Genomic DNA, 17,819 nt, shown 5'->3' with positions numbered 1-17,819 from the left:
GGCTACGGTGCCGGCCCGATCTCCCATATTCAGGCCCGCTCCATGATCCCACTCACCGACACACACTGCCACCTCGCCTCGCATAAGTTCCCGGCAGAGGAACTCGAATCACTCGTCGCCAACGCTCGCGAGGCCGGAGTCACGCGATTGGTGACATTGGGCACTAGCACCGACGACTGCCCGCGCCAGATCGAGATCGCCAAGCAGTTTCCCGGCACGGTTTTCGCCTGCATCGGCATCCACCCATGCGACGTCACCGAAACCACCGACGGCTGGGACGAGCATCTGCTCTGCCTCATCGAGCAGAACCCGGATCAAGTCGTCGCCATCGGCGAGACGGGGCTCGACTACTTCCACCCCGCTCCCGAGGGCTGGACGGACGAAGCCTATCACCAACGCCAGCGCGACCTGCTGCGCCGTCACTTTGAGATCGCCGAGCAAACCGGCCGCAACATCGTGATCCACACCCGCGACCGCAGCGGCAAACAATCGCTCGACGATGCATTGGAGATCGCCCGCGACTTTGCCGGCAAAGTACGTCCGCTTTTCCACTGCTTTCTGGGGCCCACCGAGAACGCGGATCCAATTTTCGAGATCGACGGCATCGTCTCGTTCACCGGCATTGCGTCGTTCAAAGGCAAGAACGCCCACGACACGCGCCAAGCCGCCACCCACGTCCCCCTCGACCGCATCATGGTCGAAACCGACGCCCCCTACCTCGCCCCCGAACCCCACCGCGGCAAACGCAACGAACCCGCCTTCGTCCGCCACACCGCCGACGCCATCGCCCACCTGCGCGGGCTGACGACAGATGAAATCGCCACCGCGACGAATCTGGTAGCGGATGGGTTCTTCAGGTTTCCGAGCACGTTTTAGGTGAGTTAGGTTTTTTGATTTAGGCTCCGCGCCCCGGGCGTCGCTGGAGGGTCGACATTCCTGTCGACATCTGAAAATCCAACGGAGCGCAGCGACCTAGCGACCAATCTCCTCGCTGAAAGCGAGCCGCAAACCAGCCCAGGGTGAGAGGAGCCTCAGGCGACTTCACCCTGGGATCCCGCCAATACGACAATACCGCACCCTGACAGGGTGCTGGCAACGTGTACCCACGCCCCACAACAGCAACGCCAACCGTGGATACAAAGCAGCGATTCTCGCTGCACTCCCATAGGGATCATGCGGCTACGCCGGAAGGGGTTGACGGCCGGACTGGAGACCGGCGCTCCGATCACTACCTAAAACATAAAACCTAACCACCTAAAACTTCTCCGCCCACTCCTTCCAACGCCCAAACCACGACAACTGCCAACTAAACGCTGAAAACTAGCAAACTTAAACCCTATGATACGGCGTTCCGGCTTTGATGTTATAAACCCGATAGATCTGCTCCATCAGGATCAGAAGCGCCATCTCGTGCTGGAGGGTCATCGTTCCCAGACACAAGGTCAGGTCACAAGATTTGCGTAACTCTTCGGTGTGCCCATCGGACGCCCCGATCAACAACGCCACCGTCTTCACGCCGCGCATTTCCCAGGCATTCACCTTTTCCACAAAGTCCATCGTCGTCCACGACGCCCCCCGCTCGTCCAGCGCAATACGAAAACATCCCTCACTCGCCTTCAACAAACGCTCGGACACATCCTCACGGCTGCCATCGCGGACCGTCACGATTTCCAGCTTCGCAAACCGACGCAGCCGCTTCTCGTAATCAGCAACACCGTCTTTGGCAAACTTAAGTGCAGGTTTCCCCGCGATGATGACTTTCCAGTTCATGGGATGATGCGAAACGCTCGGTTTTTATAGCAACGAAAAACACAAAAAGCCACAAAAGGAATGGGAGCTGACATCCGCCAGCTCCCATAAAGTTTTCGTGCTTTTTGTGGTATCCCCGCCCCCACAGATACGAGGACAAAGGATCAAGCCCTACGCGCCCGATTATCGGGTGCGCTTGATCAGCCAAACAGGAAGCTCGCTGATGGCGACGCGCTCCTGCTCCATGCTGTCGCGGTGGCGGATGGTCACGGTATCCTTCAGCTCTTCACCTTCGTCACCGAGAGTCTCGAAGTCGACGGTAATGCAGAATGGCGTACCGACCTCGTCCTGACGACGGTAACGACGCCCCACGGCTCCGCTTTCGTCGTAGAACACATTCATCAGCGGCGAAAGCGTGGCCTCGATCTCGCGGGCGATGCGCACTTGCTCCTCGCTCTTCTTGAGCAATGGGAAAATCGCCGCCTTGATCGGAGCGATGCGTGGTTCGAAGTGCATCACGGTGCGCTTCTCTTCTTTGCCCTTCTCGTTGGTCAGCGTCTCTTCGTCATAGGCTTCACAGATCATGGCGAGCACGGTGCGGTCGCATCCGGCGGATGGCTCGACCACGTGTGGGATGAACTTCTCCTTCGTCTGCTCGTCGAAGTACTCCATGGTCTTGCCCGCGTGATCCTGGTGTTTTCCAAGATCGTAGTCGGTGCGATAAGCCACCCCTTCGAGCTCCTGAATACCAAATGGGAATTCGTATTCGATGTCGTAGGTCTTCTTCGAGTAGTGAGCGCGCTCACCGTCCGGCACATCGAGGATGTGAAGTTTTTCACGAGGGATCCCGATCTCGCCATAGAACTTGATGCGCTCTTCCAGCCACTCGTCGGTGAGACGCAAGCCGTCGTCCGGATGGCAGAAGAACTCGATCTCCATCTGCTCGAACTCACGTGAGCGGAAGGTGAAGTTACGTGGGTTGATCTCGTTGCGGAACGCCTTACCGATCTGGGCAATACCAAATGGCAGCTTCTGACGCGTGGTCTCGAGCACGTTCTTGAAGTTCACGAAAATGGTCTGCGCGGTCTCCGGACGAAGGTAGGCCACTGCGTTCGGATCGTCTTCCGACGACGACGCGCCCATCTGGGTCTTGAACATGAGGTTGAACTCACGTGGCTCGGTCACCAACGATCCTGTGGCCGGGTTGTAGCGGGTCGTGTTCTCCACCGGCTCGGAGGTCTCACCTGCGAGCTGAATCTTCTTCGGCGACAACTGCTGGTCCTTGAGGAACTGCGAGTAGTACTGCTTTGCAATCTTGCGTGCCTTGTTCTCGTCCTGGTTTTGATCCGGGTAGATCAACACGGAGTAAGGACGCTCCACCGACCAGTCGGTGTCCGGGTACGATGCACCGGTGTAATGATAGGCCACACCAGTCTGCGGCTCGATCTGGTCGGCGCGCAATCGCTCCTTGGTCAGGAGGTCGTCGCACATTGGGTCGGAGAACCCGCCGACGTGACCAGAAGCGGTCAGCACCTCACGGTGGGTCAGGATTGATCCATCGAGACCTTCGATATCGTCGCGCTCGCGCACGGTGCGGCGCCACCAGTAGTCCTTCAGGTTCTTCTTCAACTCAGCCCCGAGCGGACCGTAGTCCCAGCATCCGTTCAGTCCGCCGTAGATCTCGGCCGACTGGAAAATGAACCCACGGCGCTTGCACAGGCTGACAATTTTCTCCATGCGTTCGGGGTCGGTGTTGGTACGCTCTGCCATAGTATGTGAGGGATGAGTAAGGTTGGTTATAAATTCGAGCTGTCACACTGCCCTATCCTACGCCAATGGCAAGCCTTCATCTCATTGCCGACGCCCCACAGATCGCGACTTGAATTCGCGCCCCATCCCTCGGAAACTGACATCACCCGCGATCCCGGTGAAACTCCACTGCGGATTCTCGCGTAGCGTCCGCCCCAACCTCTGTCTACCGCCTTGAGACTCGACACACAATCCACCTACCGCTGGCAAAACGTACGCCGGCGCGACATCATCCGGGTTCCCGAATCCCGGGTACTGCGCTGGTGGATCATCGTGGCGCTCGTGTTCTCAATTCTCGTTCACCTCGGGCTCTTCATGTACTTCGGCGACTTGATGATCCCGCAATCCGCACGCGGCGACCGCAAAGTCAGTGATGAGCCTGTACTCGTCCAACGGGTGGAGCTCGACCAAACGACTCTTGATGCCTCCCAACGCGCCGCCGAACAAGACCAGGCACCGGACATGGACCTGAGCCAATTGGAGCAGGAAGAACTCGACAGCGAATCGCTCGACGCGGAAATCGACCTGCTCGAGCTGCAGGAAATGATCCCGGACGACCGCGAGATCGCGTTCTCCCCCGAGTTCGAAGAACCAGCCAACCTGGCGCCAGCCATTTCAGAAGAAGCCTCAGCCGCTGTGCTCGACGCCTCGCTCAGCTCTCTGGAAACCACGTCCGTCGCCGCCAGCGACGATGCACTCAACGCACTGGAAACCCACCTCAGCCACGCCCCCGAGGCATCGGACAAGCAGATGGCCATCAACCTGGCCAACTCGGACTCCGCGCTCTCGGATCAAAAGGACCTGATGGATCAGATCCGCAACGCAGCCGACCGCCAAGGCCGCGGTGACGCCCTCGACGGCTTCGCTACGCTCGACCAATTGGTAAACCTCCCCGGGGGCAAACTCACCGACGCATCGAAACCCATCTACATGCCTACCGATCTGCTCTTCGACTTCGGCGAACACCGGCTGCGCGAAACCGCCAAAACATCGCTCATGATGCTCGGCGTGCTCATCGACCGCAATCCAGACACTCTTTTCGTCATCGACGGCCACACCGACACCATCGGCAGCGAAGAATCCAACATGGCACTCAGCCTGCGCCGCGCCAATGCGGTGAAATCCTGGCTGGTCGAAGCGCTGATGATTTCCCCAGCCCGCATCCAAACCCGCGGCCTCGGCGAAACAAAGCCCATCGTCTCGCCCACCGGCGATGCCGACGCCCAGCAACCCAACCGCCGGGTGGAAATCCAAACGGTCAAAAAGGACGCCCCGGTCCGCCGCGCGACACCTGTCACCCCCGCCGGCCGCTGATCTGTCCGAGCTAAGCTCCCCCTCCTATCGGTTCGCCTTCAAGATCCCGGCTCGGTCGGCTGGTGACAATCTCCGCAGCGGCACCTCGTAGCGGCGCTTGTAACGGTCCATAAACCAAACATCGTCGTCTTCCACGCTCATCAGGCGCCCAAAAAACGTGCGTCCCTGCGTATCTTTCCAATCGCGGTATCCATTGCGCCGCAGGGTCTCGATCCAGCGTTCTTCGCTCTCGCTCAGCTTCTCCAGATCCGCCTCCAACCGCTGCAACCAACCTTTGACCGATGCATCACTGCGGTATCCGCGGTAGCGGGCAAACTCCGTGCCATCGGCGCGAAGCAACAGAACCACCGGTGCGCCGCGCGGTTTGTAGCGATCTTTAAAGCTCTGATAGTACTTACTGTTGCGGGTTTCCTGGTCGCCGTAATCGATCTTCAATCCAACAAAGCGCTCGCCCGCCATCTTGCGGAACTCATTGGTTGCGAAAACCTGGTCACGGATCGCACGGTCAGCCGCCCCGGAGCGCGAGTTCGCCATCCACACCAGTAGCGGCAACTCCTGGTTCTGCGCTGCAAGGATCGCCTCGCTGCCACTACTCATCCACACCGGCCGCCCGGAACCGCCCGCGCCCCCTTGCTCCCCGAACTGGTTCCCCGAAGACACTTCGTCTTCATCGAGCGCTGGCAAGACGTCGGGCAAATCAGATCCTGCGTCGATCGGAGTGATCCCCTCCTCGGTATCCACAAACTGCTCAAACTCGGTGATTGCCGCCTCCACGCCCGCGTTGTCCGCCTCCATATCGATCTTGAACGCATCGCCCACCGCGCCAGACGCCTCGTTGGTCGGGTTCTCCACGATGGATCCATCCGCAGACTCGGAAGGCCCTTCCGTAGAAACACACCCCGTGAGCGCCAAACAAACACCACACACCAAACCAAAACCCGAGCGACTACGTAACCAATTCACCCCGGCATTCATGCTCATTCGTGTCGTCATCGTCATGCAAAAATTCGAACAAATCCAATCACCGCCCATCCGCTAGTGGTTGCAACAAGCGAAGCATCATGGCAAGAGTGTGCGCGTTTCCAAGGAATCCAAGGCATTTTCAGTTTGGTTTGCAGATTCTTGTACCCCAAACCACGCACACGCCCCCACCACCCTATGACAATTCACCAGATTGCACGCAAAGTTCTCCCGCTGATCCTAGTGATCATGGCGTTGGCCCCACTCACCGCACAAGCGGCAGGTGGAGGAGGCGATCTCAAGCCTGCCTACCCAGCCACCGAGACATCCCCCGCGCAGTACTCGGTTTTCCCTACTCCGCTCAACCAATACGAGCCAGTCGTCACCGAAGACGGATCCGAGCCGGGCATGCTCGACGTGATCAAATCGCGTGCCACTCCGTTCAACGTGACGGTGACCTTGATCTTCCTTCTCGCCATCATTCACACGTTCATGGCGGGCAAAATCACCCACCTCTCCCACGTCGCTCAGCAGCACCACGAAGAACAAATCAAGCGCGACCGCCGCACCGCCGAGGACAAACCACACATCGGCGCCAAGGACGACGTCTGCTTCAAGGCCACCATGCTCCATTTCCTCGGCGAAGTGGAAGCCATCTTCGGCATCTGGACGCTGGCACTGGTCGGAGCCACCGTACACTTCTACGACTGGCACAACTTCACCCTCTACCTCGACAAGGACCGCAACTTCACCGAGCCGATGTTCGTCATCGTGATCATGGCGATTGCCGCCAGCCGTCCGGTGCTGCGCTTCGCCGAAGGTGCGATGAAAATTGCCGCCAACCTGGGCAAAGGCAGCCCTGCTTCGTGGTGGCTCGCCGTGCTGACCATCGCTCCGGTTCTCGGATCGTTCATCACGGAGCCGGCCGCCATGACCATCGGCGCCATGATCCTGCTCAAGCGCTTCTACAAACTGAAGCCGAAGAAGAGCTTCGCCTACGCCACGCTCGGTTTGCTCTTTGTGAACATTTCGGTAGGCGGCACCCTGACCAACTTCGCAGCCCCACCTGTGCTGATGGTTGCATCGGGATGGGAGTGGTCATCCGCTCACATGCTGGCTGACTTCGGGTGGAAAGCAGTCATCGCAATCCTTCTCTCCAACACCGCATACTTCATGTTCTTCCGCGCGGAGCTCACTCGCCTGGCAGATGCCGCCGACGGCGTGGAAGACGGCGAAATCCACCCGGAGCGCTGGGAAGACCGTACCGACCCAATCCCGGCCTGGATCATCATCGTGCACCTCGGCTTCCTCGCTTGGACCGTTTTCAACGCCCACCACCCGGTGCTCTTCATCGGTGGGTTCCTCTTCTTCCTCGCCTTCGTCACCGCCACCGAACACCACCAGAACCGCATCTCGCTGCGATCGCCATTGCTGGTCGGGTTCTTCCTCGCGGCCCTGATTGTCCACGGCGGCCTCCAGAGCTGGTGGATCGAGCCAATCATCCTCGGCCTGCCAAATAGCTTGCTGATGCTCGGCTCCACGGTCCTCACCGCGTTCAACGACAACGCAGCCATCACCTATCTGGCATCCACTGTCGACGGCATCTCCACCGGTGCCCAGTACGCGGTGGTCGCAGGTGCTGTGACCGGCGGCGGATTGACCGTCATCGCCAACGCGCCAAACCCTGCAGGGCAGTCAATTCTTGGTAAGGCCTTTGAAGAAGGCATAAATCCGCTCTTCCTGGCCCTCGGCGCTTTGTTCCCGACAGCGATCTGCTATATCTGCTTCGCTATCCTACCGGCACTGGACGGCACCGTTCACTCGGACGAGCCAGCCAACCCGGCAGCCATCGAACAGCACGTCGAATCCACCCAGGAAGCGCCAGCAGCCCACTAATCGTCACCTCTATGTTCACAGGAATCATTGAAGCACTCGGAACGGTCACCGCGATCACTTCATCCGAAGGAGGCGGCCGCATCACGGTAGCTCTCGATGGATTCCAAGCCGCCGATCTGGCGGAAGGTGAAAGCGTCGCGGTCAACGGCTGCTGCCTGACCGTCACCACCACCGACACCGACGCCAACACCGCGTCATTCGACCTGCTCGCCCAAACTTTGAAGGTCACCAACCTCGGCGGCCTCAAAACCGGCAGCATCGTCAACCTCGAGCGCGCCATGCAGCTCGGCGAACGCCTCAGCGGACACATCGTCCAAGGCCACGTCGACACCACGGCAGAACTCGTCCGCGCCGAACCCACCGGTGAAAACGACCACCTGATCGAATTGCGACTGCCCGAGGAAACCATCCTCAGCGTCATCGACAAAGGATCGATCTGCCTCGATGGCATCTCGCTTACCGCGGCGGAACTCGATGATGAACGCTCGCTCGTGCGCTGCTTCATCATCCCCCACACCTGGGTTCGCACACGCCTGCACAGCCTCACACCGGGCGAACGCATCAATGTTGAGTTCGACGTCGTAGGTAAATGGATAGCACGCATGACCCCTGCGGTCGGCTAAGCTCTCTCCCCCTCCCATTTCCACCTACAGATTTGACCGGTTCCAGATGAAGTCGCTGATCAACCTTTTCAAGAACAACCGCCAGTGGGCCGACGGCATCACCGGACGCGACCCAGAGTTCTTCGCCAAGCTCTACACCCAACAAGCCCCGGAACACCTCTGGATCGGCTGCGCTGACAGCCGCGTTCCCGCCAACGAGATCACCGGCCTGCTTCCCGGCGAACTCTTCGTTCACCGCAATATCGCCAACCAAGTCGTCCACTCGGACCTGAACTGTCTCTCGGTCATTCAGTTCGCCGTCGACGTGCTCAAGGTGAAACACATCATCGTCGTCGGCCACTATAACTGCGGCGGCGTCAAAGCAGCGATGAACCGCGAACGCCACGGCCTCGTCGACAACTGGCTCCACCACGTCGTCGATGTGTGCAAAAAACACGCCAAGCAGCTCGAAAAAATCACCGACGAAACCGACCGCGCCGACCGCCTGTGCGAACTCAATGTTGCCGAGCAGGTCATGAACGTCGCGGAAACGACCGTCATCACCGACGCCTGGGCCCGCGGTCAGGATCTCACCATCCACGGCTGGGTCTACGACCTTCGCGACGGACTTTTGCGCGACACCGGTGCCTTCGGATCGAGCGCGGATGAGGTCGCCGCTGGATACAGCGAAGCCGTCGCGCCAGGCAAAAAGGCATTCCCTCTTGAGCGCTCGGTGTAGATTCTTCGTCCCCATCCACTGGTGACAGGCGTTTTCCATCATTGAGATGCGATGGAAAGGACGTCAGGCGAGCAGAAACATTGAAGACCGCAGAGGCCGCGGCGGTCGAGGCAAAGGTATGGCTCTGGGAGGCATGGGCACCATAATCGTGGTGGTCATCGCCCTCCTGCTGGGCGCCGACCCGATGACCGTGCTCGACATGGCATCGCAAGGCCAGCCGCCCGCACTTGAGCAATCGGCGACCACCACCCCTGCCGACGACGAAGCCGCTCAGTTTGCCGCCACGGTCCTCGGCGACACGGAGCGCGTCTGGGGGGAATTGTTCCAGCAATATGGCCAACAGTATCGTCCCACCACGATGGTCTATTTCACGGGCAACGTGCGCTCTGGCTGCGGCCTGGCCTCGTCCGGGGTCGGCCCCTTCTATTGTCCGGCCGACCAAAAGGTTTACCTCGACCTCTCGTTCTTCCGAGAACTCAGTGACCGCTTCGGCGCGCCAGGCGACTTCGCCCAGGCCTACGTCATCGCCCACGAGGTAGGCCACCACATCCAACACCTCTTAGGGATCAGCGGCATGGTCCACCGCGCCCGCGGAAAAGTCAGCCAAGCCGAGTACAACGAACTCTCCGTCCGCCTCGAACTCCAAGCCGACTTCCTCGCCGGCGTCTGGGCCCACCACGCCCACAAGCGCTTCGATATCCTGGAACCCGGCGACCTCGAAGAAGCCCTCAACGCCGCCGACAAAATCGGCGACGACACATTGCAAAAACGCGCCAAGGGATACGCAGATCAGGAATCATTCACCCACGGCACGTCCGCCCAACGCGTGCGCTGGTTCAAGCTCGGCTTCGACACCGGCGACATCAATGGATTGACCAGCGGTGGACTCGGCGACACCTTCTGCAAGGATCAGCTCTAGGGCATCGAACGACGTGCGGCTACGACGAGAACTCCTCAGGAAATTATCCTCGTTTCCTTAAACAATCCCTTGACCGCAGCTGATATCCGAGTATGGGTTCACGCTCACGCGCCCGTGACGGGACGCACTCACCATTTTCATTCAATCACCAACCGAATTTCTCATCATGGCACAGGTCTGCTCCATCACAGGTAAGCGCAACGTTTCAGGTCGTCGTATCCACCGTAGCGGTCTCGCCAAGAAAAAGGGCGGTGTCGGTCGTCACGTGACCAAAGTCACCAAGCGCACCTTCCAGCCAAACCTTCAGAACAAGCGCATCTGGGTTCCAGAACTCGGCCGCTTCGTTCGCGTCCGCATCTCCGCCAAGGCGATCAAGACCATCTCGAAGAACGGCGCATACGCCACCCTCAAGAAGGCAGGTCTTATCTAAGCCTCCCGAAGAGACTCTTTCCAAAGCGCCCGCGTGGATCACTCCACTGGGCGCTTTTTTCGTGCCCTCTTCCAGCGGCGGAGCTGGCCTTGGTTCTGTTTTAGGAACCGCAGATTCCACCGATTCACTGGATGGTCCGCAGGCATCTCCTCCGCATACCGTTCGCGCTGCCCAAAATCCGCCCCAAGTACTACGATCGCCCCCCATCCAACTCCCTCTTCGGACCCGTGAAGCGGCGGAGCTCGCCGTGGTTCTATTTTGGGAACCACAGATTCCGCCGATTTGCAGGATGGCCCGCAGGCGTCTTCGTCCCATACCGTTCGCTGCGCTCTGCGCGTGTTCTCGCGCTCTCAACCGCGGTCTAAGGACTTTATGAAGCGCTTTTGCTGAAGACTCTTTGTTCCGAAATTGAAGAGCAGCCCTCTCTCATACCCTGTGGCTTTCAAATAGTTGATCACTTGAGCTGACTCATTTGCGCCCAGATCAACCATTGCCTTGATCTCGACCAATACCGCTCCGTAGCACACAAAATCCGCGCGGTAACCAGCATCCAGCTTCTCCCCCCGGTACATAACAGCCAGCGCCACTTCACTCTCAAAGGGAATCCCCCGCCTTGCGAACTCCAACTTCAACGCCTCATGGTAGACCCGCTCTAGAAACCCGCTTCCAAGCTCCGAATGCACAGCCATCGCGGCCCCAATAATCTCATAGGTCTGCAGATCACCAATCACGCCCCCAATCTAACAAACAAAAAAACAACAACACAAAATAATCCGCGAGAATCAGCGAAATCTGCGGTTCCATAAAACCGAATCAGGGCAACCTCCGCACCTCTACTTGTTCCCGGGCGGCGTGCGGTGATCGCCGAAGTACTTCTCGCTGCGGTAGCGCAGCCAGACGCGCAGCACCTGCGGAACTTGATCGCGTTGTTCTTTGGTGAGCGTCTCGTAGAGCTCCATTGCCGCATCGCGCTCGCGGCGGCAGGCTTTGTTGCGATGAGCGTCCCAATGGCCACGCGCCAGCCTGATCCTGCGGTTGACCTCTTTGATCAGGGCACCACCCACCAGAGGCTTGGCATTGGTTTTCTTCTTCGCCGGCATCGCCTACTCGTGGCCCTCCACACACGGCACCATCACCGCGTCGCGCATGCCATGGATGATCTTCTTGTCCTCCGGACAAATCGTGGCGTGCACGCCACCGAGGCGCACCTGGTTGTCCTCGCGCCCGACGAAGAAATATGGCGTCAGACGCACCCGCCCCTTCATCATTTTCACGCTGCCCGTGGCATCGTCCCAGTAGCTGTGCTCGACGACGCGCCCCTTGCGGAACTCCTGCATCACGAACGGTTGCTGCGGGAACGACTCCTGGGCCTCCTTCAGAGCCGCCTTCCACTCGTTGCCCGAGACATCGTGCCCGATGGTCACACCGCGGCTGCCCCACGCCGACTCATCGAACCCGCTGATCTTGAGCACCAGCTCGCGCTCCCGTTGTGAAAATCCAGCCACCTCGTCCCACGACGCCGCATCCAGCCTCGGCAACACAGCCTGAGGTGGCAGCGGCGCTGGATCCACCATCCAGCCATATGGGATCACCCGGCTCAATTCACGCCAGTGACCGCGGCGCATCAACTGATCCCACACACGGCGCAAACCAGGCGTCCAGAACAAGCCCAGCCACAGCTTCTCCTCAAGCCACGGTTTCGGCGGCGCGCTGATGCGAACATCACCCTGCGCAGCACGCTCGATCAATTCTTTCGCCCCCGGAATCTGCTCCCAGTCGAACAACTCGAAAAACCGGTACACATCGCGACCACTCGCGACCTCGGCATTCTCCGCATCCTGCACGGAGAACCGTCCGCCATCGAGCTGCGTTAGCAACCAGTCCATCTCCGGACGATAGTCCCCACTCTCCTTCGACACCAAAATGTCCGCACCGTCGGGGAAAAGCGACGCAAAGCCATCGACCATGCCCGACGCCCCACCCAACACACGATCGCCCAACGCGGCGTAACATTGGTTCAGCCAGCCGACCAGACCAATCCCACCCGGCACGCTGTCGAGCTCACTCATCGCAAACCCATCGTCGGTCAAAATCAGATCCGGACGCAGCACCCGCGGACGCTCCTCGGCGCAGGCCATCCCCGCGTCGATCAGCCAATCCGGCTTGCCAGCAGTCAGCACGTCCGCCACCCACGGCACGTCTTTCCCCTTACGACTGCGCCTGAAAATCACATCACACGCCTCGACATACTTCCACAGCAACTGGCCCAGGCGCTCCAACTGGCGTACCTCCTCGGGCGCGAGCACGAAAGGGTCCGGCGAAATCCGCCACTCCTTACCCGCAAACAAGCCATCCTCGGGCATTGCCGTGCGGATCGCTTCCACGCGACCTGCCGCATTCATACCTGGCTTCAACTGCTTTCCAAGTTGGTGATTCATGTCTGTCATCAGCTCGTGATTCGGGGCAAGAAAGAGAGAGAACCTGCCAACGCTCGCTCGTCGCAGGTAGGTCACTATTAGTTCATCGAACGCAGTGCGCCGCGCAACAACTCATCAGAGGTCGCCTCGGCGGCCGCGTCGCCCAGCGACTTGACCACCTTCGCCACCGCCTTGTTGGCATCCGCCTGCTTGTAGCCCAGTGAGATCAATGCGAGCACGGTCTCAGAACTGGCTTTGTGAGCTCCACCAGCGGCACCGGCTTCGGCAACCGCCTGCCAAGCATCCGCGACACCCACTTTATCTTTCAATTCGAGCATCACGCGCTCCGCCGTCTTCTTGCCCACCCCTTTCACCTTCGACAGCGCCGCCGCATCACCGGCCACCACACAGGCGCGGAAATCCGCCACGGTCATGCCACCGAGCACCGCCATCGCCAGCTTCGGCCCGACCCCGCTGACCCGATCAATCAACAGACAAAACAAATCCCGCTGGTCGGCATTGGCGAAGCCATAGAGAACCTGTGCGCTCTCCCGCACGTGGAAGTAGGTCAGCACCTTGACCTCATCCCCCACCCGCACGGCATCGAACGTGCCAATGGGAACTTCCACCTGATAGCCCACACCGTGCACATCAACCACCAACTGCTGTGGCATGTTGTACTCCAACCGACCTTTGATAAATGCGATCATCGCCGCCACCATCGACCCGACGCCCCAACATCGTCAAGAGCGCGATACAGCCGAATCACCGCCCCACGATCACCCGCGCCCGAGGACAAACCACGCTCCTGCGCGCATCCCGCTCCATTCGACTTGCCGCAATCCGTGCCCCGCTCCATGGTCATTGGCGTATCGCCTAACGGATTGTCATGAGTTCCTCCACGACCAACGTCCCGATTCTCTTCCCCCGCCCGCTGGGTCTGAGCCTCTGTGCGCTGGCTCTGGTTGGCGCGGCCCTCTTACTGTGGCCACTGCGCCCGGTGGACGAAGCCGCCACCGAAGCGACCACCGAGACCATCACCCCACCACCTCTCGCCACGTCCGCCGCGCTCGCCTCGTGGATGGAGGCAACGCTGACACCACCCACAGCCGACACCAGCGCACAGCTCGAAGCCGCTTGGGACGACTGGCGCGGCAAGTTCAGCACACTGCCCAAGTTCCACGAACTTCCCGCCGCACTGAAGCTCCGCTCGTTCAGCGCCGCCATCACCGAAGACCAACGTTACATCATCGCCGCCGGCTGTGACTGGGATGCGGAAACATTAAACGAAAAACTGCGCCCGGTACGCGATTTGCTCGCACAAAAACGCCCGCACCGCGTCGATGCCTACCGCTCGGAAAATGGCGTACTCATCGAACAACACGGCCCACCTGAGGCATCGCATTGGCTGCTACGCCACAACGGCTGGCTCGTCATGACCAACCATGAACCGTGGATCAAGCCACTCACGTTCGCGGTTCAAGAACCGGTTCCCTCTTCCGAACTCAATCTCGATCCCGCCTTTCCCGCCCTGCACCAACTGATCCTTCCCCAAGATCAATAGCCCACCGTGCCCAAGAAAAAGTCCAGCTCCACTGCCCGCACCACCGGCGCCGCCAAGGCATCCGGCAAGGGCAAGGCCGCGTCGAGCTGGCAAGACCGCGCGATCGCCCGCATGGCGGACACGCCGGGCATGCGCGCCATTACCACCGCGCTGGCACATGCCGAACGGGAGATGACCGTATTGGCTCCCGACATCGTTCCTCCCGCCCAGGCATTCACGTTGGCGACGGTCGTTAACCAATGCCGCCAATCCGCCTCGGTCATTTGGCTGGTCTGCAATGACCTGCGCCACCAGGAACGCATCCAAAGCGAACTCGAAACCTGGGGACTCACCGCTCACTTCCTCCCCGAGCTGGAAAACGTCCAACTCGAAGACGCCATCCTCGACCCGGAAATCGGCGCGGAACGACTCAACGTCCTCCACGCCATCCTCAAACACCGCGACAAGCCAGCGGCAAAACGCTACCCACTCGTCGTCAACCTGCTCGCCAGCTCGCTCGACGACGAGGTCGCCCTACCCAACCAACTGGTGCGCAAAACGCTCACCGTCCGCGCCGGCGACGAGTTGCCACCAGACGAACTCAGCGACCAACTCAAGGCAGCCGGCTACGAGGAGCACCCGCAGTTGTTTGCCCGTGGGCAGTTCGCGGTGCGCGGCGGCATCATCGACATTTTCTCGTTCCATGCCGACGTCCCGGTCCGCCTCGAGTACTTCGATACGGAACTCGAAAGCCTGCGCGAGTTCGACCTCAACTCCCAAACCTCCATCAGCAAGGTCAAAGAAGCCATCATCGTGCTGTCGGATGGCGAACAAGAATCCGCCGCACCACTGCGCTCGTGGATCGAATCAAAGGACGATCTTGTCATCGGCTGCGACATCGCGGAGCCACCGGTGGATCTTTGCATCTGTGACGACCCACCGGAGTCCGCCACAGACCAACCAATGCTCGAAATCGACGACCTGACCACACTCGGGTCGCCGGTCGGGTCGTTCGACGTCGGGGAAATGCTGCTCTCAGAAGCGAAGCACGCCGCGTTCGTCAAACAAGTCCGCGAATGGAACCAGACCGGCTGGGCGGTGGACATGGTCTTCTCCAATGAAGGGGAAATCGAGCGCTTCTACGAGCTGCTCTCGGATGCACCGGATGTGCCCGCGTTGATCGGCTGCCACATCGGCAAGCTCTCGTTCGGCTTCACCGTGCGCTCGGCCCGTCTGGCGGTACTCTCGGCCGACGAGGTTTTCGGTCGATTCCAGGTGACCCGCGCCCGCAAGCGCTTCAACCGCGAAGTGCGTCAGCGCCGGGTAGGTCACGCGGTGGATATCAAAGAACTGCAACCCGGTGACCACGTCGTCCACATCGACTACGGGATTGCCAGGTTCCGTGGGCTCGTTCCAAAGCCAGACGCCACCGAAGACGATGCCGCCAGCGAAGTGTTGGTCCTCGAGTACGCCAACGACGCCCGCCTCTACGTCCCGCTCGACCAGGTCCACCTCGTATCGCGCTACGTCGGCACGTCGGCCAAGCCGCCAGCCCTCCACACGCTCGGCGACCAGCGCTGGCAACGCCAACGCAAGAAGGCGGAGAAGTCGATCTTTGACTATGCCGCCAAGATGCTCGCTATCCAGGCGGAGCGCGAGCAAACCAAAGGACTGAGCCACTCCGCCGACAACAAATGGCAGTGGGATTTCGAGCATTCGTTCCCATTCCGCGAAACCACTGACCAGCTTGCAGCCATCCGCGACACCAAGGCCGATATGGAATCGTCACGCCCGATGGACCGCCTCATCTGCGGCGATGTCGGGTTCGGCAAAACCGAGGTCGCCATCCGCGCCATGTTCAAATGCGTCATGGGCGGCCACCAGGCGGTGCTGCTTTGCCCGACCACCGTCCTGGCGCAACAGCACTACGAAAACTTCCGCCGCCGGATGTCGGACTACCCCGTCACCATCGCCCTGCTCTCGCGCCTCCAGAAGCCCGCGGAACAACGCAAGATCCTCAAAGGCCTCGCCGATGGGTCGATCGACATGGTCATCGGCACCCACCGCGTCGCATCCGCAGACATCGAATACAAGAAGCTCGGGCTCGCCGTGGTCGACGAAGAACAACGCTTCGGCGTGCGCCACAAGGACGCATTCAAGGAGCGCTTCCGCCTCATCGATGTGCTCACGCTTTCCGCCACCCCCATCCCGCGCACGCTCTACTTCTCACTCATGGGCGCACGGGAAATGAGCACGATCGAAACCCCGCCACCCAACCGCCTGCCGGTGCAAACCACGGTCTGTCCGTACGATGAACGCATCATCCGCACCGCCCTCCAGCGCGAACTCAAGCGCGGCGGTCAGGTCTATTTCCTCCACAACCGGGTCAAGACCATCGAGAAGATGAAGGAGAAGCTGCAGGCGCTCGCCCCGGACGCCCGCATTGTCATCGGCCACGGCCAAATGGACAGTCGCGAACTGGAGGACGTGATGCACACCTTCGTCCGCGGTGATGCCGATGTCCTCATCGCCACCACCATCATTGAATCGGGCATCGACATCCCTAACGCGAACACGATCTTCATCGACCGCGCGGATCGCTTTGGCCTGGCGGACCTCTACCAACTGCGCGGACGCGTCGGCCGCTCGGGCCACAAAGCCTACGCCTACCTACTGCTGCCGCGCGACATGCTTACCGTCGGCGACGCCCGCAAGCGGATGAACGCCATCCGCGAATACTCGACACTCGGAGCTGGGTTCAAGATCGCCATGCGCGACTTGGAAATCCGCGGCGCCGGCAATTTGCTAGGCACCCAACAATCCGGACACATCGCCGCCATCGGCTTCGACATGTATTGCCAACTGCTCAAACAGTCGATCGCCCAACTCAGCGGGAAACCAAGTGGTGGCCGCGCCGACGTGCCACTCCACATCGACTTCCTCGCATTCTCGGAGGCCGACTACGTGCGCTCACGCAAACCGGTAAAACGCGAGAAGAACGACCAGCCGAAGGCCAAAAAGCTCCCCGCATTCCTCCCATCGGATTACATCACCGATCCGAAACTACGCATCGCCGCCTACCGCATGCTCGCTGAATGCGTAAGCCAAAGCGAAGTCGATGACTTGGAGAAAAACTGGGTCGATCGTTTCGGCAAGCTCCCCCCTGCCGCATCCCATTTGCTGCTCGCCAACCAACTCCGCGTCGCCGCCGCCCAAGCCAATGTCAGCGCCGTCGAAATCAAAAACGACCGCCTGATGCTCACAAAGAACCGCGACTACATCTTGATCAACGGCAAGTTCCCCCGCCTCGAAGCAAAAGGTGCCCCAGCCAAACTCCGCCAAGCCATCAAGATGGTGAAGACGCTGTAGAGGTTGCTAGTGTTCAGTTTTCAGAAGAGTGCTGGTCGGGCAAGCTTCCAACACAGCGCGGCCACCTAGCTT

At 60.1% G+C, this 17,819-nt stretch carries 16 protein-coding genes; 9 read left to right on the top strand and 7 right to left on the bottom strand.

Annotated features, from left to right (window positions below; translation table 11 throughout):
• Positions 1-42: 42 nt before the first annotated feature.
• Positions 43-876, top strand: coding sequence for a TatD family hydrolase (locus G3M56_RS06885; RefSeq protein ID WP_164361455.1), 834 nt, complete (start codon positions 43-45; stop codon positions 874-876).
• Between the two features lie 453 nt (positions 877-1,329).
• On the opposite strand, the gene G3M56_RS06880 is transcribed toward G3M56_RS06885, so the two are convergent.
• Positions 1,330-1,770, bottom strand: a complete 441-nt coding sequence (locus G3M56_RS06880; RefSeq protein ID WP_164361453.1) for a 23S rRNA (pseudouridine(1915)-N(3))-methyltransferase RlmH — start codon at positions 1,768-1,770, stop codon at positions 1,330-1,332.
• 162 nt (positions 1,771-1,932) lie between these two features.
• The gene (locus G3M56_RS06875; protein WP_164361451.1) at positions 1,933-3,519 is read right to left on the bottom strand and encodes a glycine--tRNA ligase; all 1,587 of its coding nucleotides are present in this window, start codon (positions 3,517-3,519) and stop codon (positions 1,933-1,935) included.
• Between the two features lie 213 nt (positions 3,520-3,732).
• Here G3M56_RS06875 and G3M56_RS06870 point away from each other — a divergent pair, with 213 nt between their 5' ends.
• Complete coding sequence (locus tag G3M56_RS06870; RefSeq protein ID WP_164361449.1) at positions 3,733-4,872, top strand: OmpA family protein; 1,140 nt, start codon at positions 3,733-3,735, stop codon at positions 4,870-4,872.
• A gap of 24 nt (positions 4,873-4,896) precedes the next feature.
• Here G3M56_RS06870 and G3M56_RS06865 read toward each other — a convergent pair whose 3' ends face one another.
• Complete coding sequence (locus G3M56_RS06865; RefSeq protein WP_164361447.1) at positions 4,897-5,865, bottom strand: hypothetical protein; 969 nt, start codon at positions 5,863-5,865, stop codon at positions 4,897-4,899.
• A gap of 165 nt (positions 5,866-6,030) precedes the next feature.
• On the opposite strand from G3M56_RS06865, the gene G3M56_RS06860 reads away from it, so the two are divergent.
• From G3M56_RS06860 to rpmB, 5 genes are all read left to right on the top strand, one after another.
• Positions 6,031-7,728 carry a putative Na+/H+ antiporter gene (locus tag G3M56_RS06860; RefSeq protein ID WP_164361445.1) on the top strand — a complete coding sequence of 566 codons (1,698 nt, stop codon included), beginning with the start codon at positions 6,031-6,033 and terminating at the stop codon, positions 7,726-7,728.
• 11 nt (positions 7,729-7,739) lie between these two features.
• Positions 7,740-8,351 (top strand): riboflavin synthase, encoded by a 612-nt coding sequence (locus tag G3M56_RS06855; protein ID WP_164361443.1) that lies wholly within the window; start codon positions 7,740-7,742, stop codon positions 8,349-8,351.
• A 46-nt stretch (positions 8,352-8,397) separates the two neighbouring features.
• Positions 8,398-9,069: a carbonate dehydratase gene (gene can, locus G3M56_RS06850; protein WP_164361441.1), complete on the top strand. Its 672-nt coding sequence runs from the start codon at positions 8,398-8,400 to the stop codon at positions 9,067-9,069.
• Between the two features lie 46 nt (positions 9,070-9,115).
• On the top strand, positions 9,116-9,988 hold the full coding sequence (gene ypfJ / locus G3M56_RS06845) for a KPN_02809 family neutral zinc metallopeptidase (RefSeq protein ID WP_164361438.1): 873 nt from the start codon (positions 9,116-9,118) through the stop codon (positions 9,986-9,988).
• Positions 9,989-10,154: 166 nt separating this feature from the next.
• Positions 10,155-10,418 (top strand): 50S ribosomal protein L28, encoded by a 264-nt coding sequence (gene rpmB / locus G3M56_RS06840; RefSeq protein ID WP_164361436.1) that lies wholly within the window; start codon positions 10,155-10,157, stop codon positions 10,416-10,418.
• A 350-nt stretch (positions 10,419-10,768) separates the two neighbouring features.
• Here the strand turns inward: rpmB and G3M56_RS06835 are convergent, their stop codons facing one another.
• The 4 genes from G3M56_RS06835 to ruvA form a co-directional block, all read right to left on the bottom strand.
• Entirely contained in the window at positions 10,769-11,149 is a 381-nt protein-coding gene (locus tag G3M56_RS06835) for a GxxExxY protein (RefSeq protein WP_235203636.1), read from the bottom strand.
• A gap of 102 nt (positions 11,150-11,251) precedes the next feature.
• Positions 11,252-11,518 (bottom strand): Precorrin-3B methylase, encoded by a 267-nt coding sequence (locus G3M56_RS06830; protein WP_164361434.1) that lies wholly within the window; start codon positions 11,516-11,518, stop codon positions 11,252-11,254.
• Between the two features lie 3 nt (positions 11,519-11,521).
• Positions 11,522-12,865 (bottom strand): hypothetical protein, encoded by a 1,344-nt coding sequence (locus G3M56_RS06825; RefSeq protein WP_235203634.1) that lies wholly within the window; start codon positions 12,863-12,865, stop codon positions 11,522-11,524.
• 68 nt (positions 12,866-12,933) lie between these two features.
• Positions 12,934-13,545: a Holliday junction branch migration protein RuvA gene (gene ruvA, locus G3M56_RS06820; protein ID WP_164361433.1), complete on the bottom strand. Its 612-nt coding sequence runs from the start codon at positions 13,543-13,545 to the stop codon at positions 12,934-12,936.
• Between the two features lie 179 nt (positions 13,546-13,724).
• Here ruvA and G3M56_RS06815 point away from each other — a divergent pair, with 179 nt between their 5' ends.
• Positions 13,725-14,399, top strand: a complete 675-nt coding sequence (locus G3M56_RS06815; protein WP_164361431.1) for a hypothetical protein — start codon at positions 13,725-13,727, stop codon at positions 14,397-14,399.
• 6 nt (positions 14,400-14,405) lie between these two features.
• Positions 14,406-17,747, top strand: a complete 3,342-nt coding sequence (gene mfd, locus G3M56_RS06810; protein ID WP_164361429.1) for a transcription-repair coupling factor — start codon at positions 14,406-14,408, stop codon at positions 17,745-17,747.
• The last annotated feature ends 72 nt before the right edge of the window (positions 17,748-17,819 follow it).

The organism is Sulfuriroseicoccus oceanibius, from assembly GCF_010681825.2.
In the GTDB taxonomy this organism is placed as follows: domain Bacteria; phylum Verrucomicrobiota; class Verrucomicrobiia; order Verrucomicrobiales; family SLCJ01; genus Sulfuriroseicoccus; species Sulfuriroseicoccus oceanibius.
This window is presented reverse-complemented; position numbering and strand designations above follow the sequence as displayed.

Bases quoted from the DNA above. Each gene is read 5' to 3' on its own strand.
- G3M56_RS06865 (WP_164361447.1), bottom strand. From the start codon at position 5,865: ATGACGACACGAATGAGCATGAATGCCGGGGTGAATTGGTTACGTAGT.
- G3M56_RS06830 (WP_164361434.1), bottom strand. From the start codon at position 11,518: ATGCCGGCGAAGAAGAAAACCAATGCCAAGCCTCTGGTGGGTGGTGCC.
- G3M56_RS06825 (WP_235203634.1), bottom strand. From the start codon at position 12,865: ATGACAGACATGAATCACCAACTTGGAAAGCAGTTGAAGCCAGGTATG.
- ruvA (WP_164361433.1), bottom strand. From the start codon at position 13,545: ATGATCGCATTTATCAAAGGTCGGTTGGAGTACAACATGCCACAGCAG.
- G3M56_RS06855 (WP_164361443.1), top strand. From the start codon at position 7,740: ATGTTCACAGGAATCATTGAAGCACTCGGAACGGTCACCGCGATCACT.
- G3M56_RS06885 (WP_164361455.1), top strand. From the start codon at position 43: ATGATCCCACTCACCGACACACACTGCCACCTCGCCTCGCATAAGTTC.
- ypfJ (WP_164361438.1), top strand. From the start codon at position 9,116: ATGCGATGGAAAGGACGTCAGGCGAGCAGAAACATTGAAGACCGCAGA.
- G3M56_RS06815 (WP_164361431.1), top strand. From the start codon at position 13,725: ATGAGTTCCTCCACGACCAACGTCCCGATTCTCTTCCCCCGCCCGCTG.
- G3M56_RS06880 (WP_164361453.1), bottom strand. From the start codon at position 1,770: ATGAACTGGAAAGTCATCATCGCGGGGAAACCTGCACTTAAGTTTGCC.
- G3M56_RS06875 (WP_164361451.1), bottom strand. From the start codon at position 3,519: ATGGCAGAGCGTACCAACACCGACCCCGAACGCATGGAGAAAATTGTC.
- rpmB (WP_164361436.1), top strand. From the start codon at position 10,155: ATGGCACAGGTCTGCTCCATCACAGGTAAGCGCAACGTTTCAGGTCGT.
- G3M56_RS06860 (WP_164361445.1), top strand. From the start codon at position 6,031: ATGACAATTCACCAGATTGCACGCAAAGTTCTCCCGCTGATCCTAGTG.
- can (WP_164361441.1), top strand. From the start codon at position 8,398: ATGAAGTCGCTGATCAACCTTTTCAAGAACAACCGCCAGTGGGCCGAC.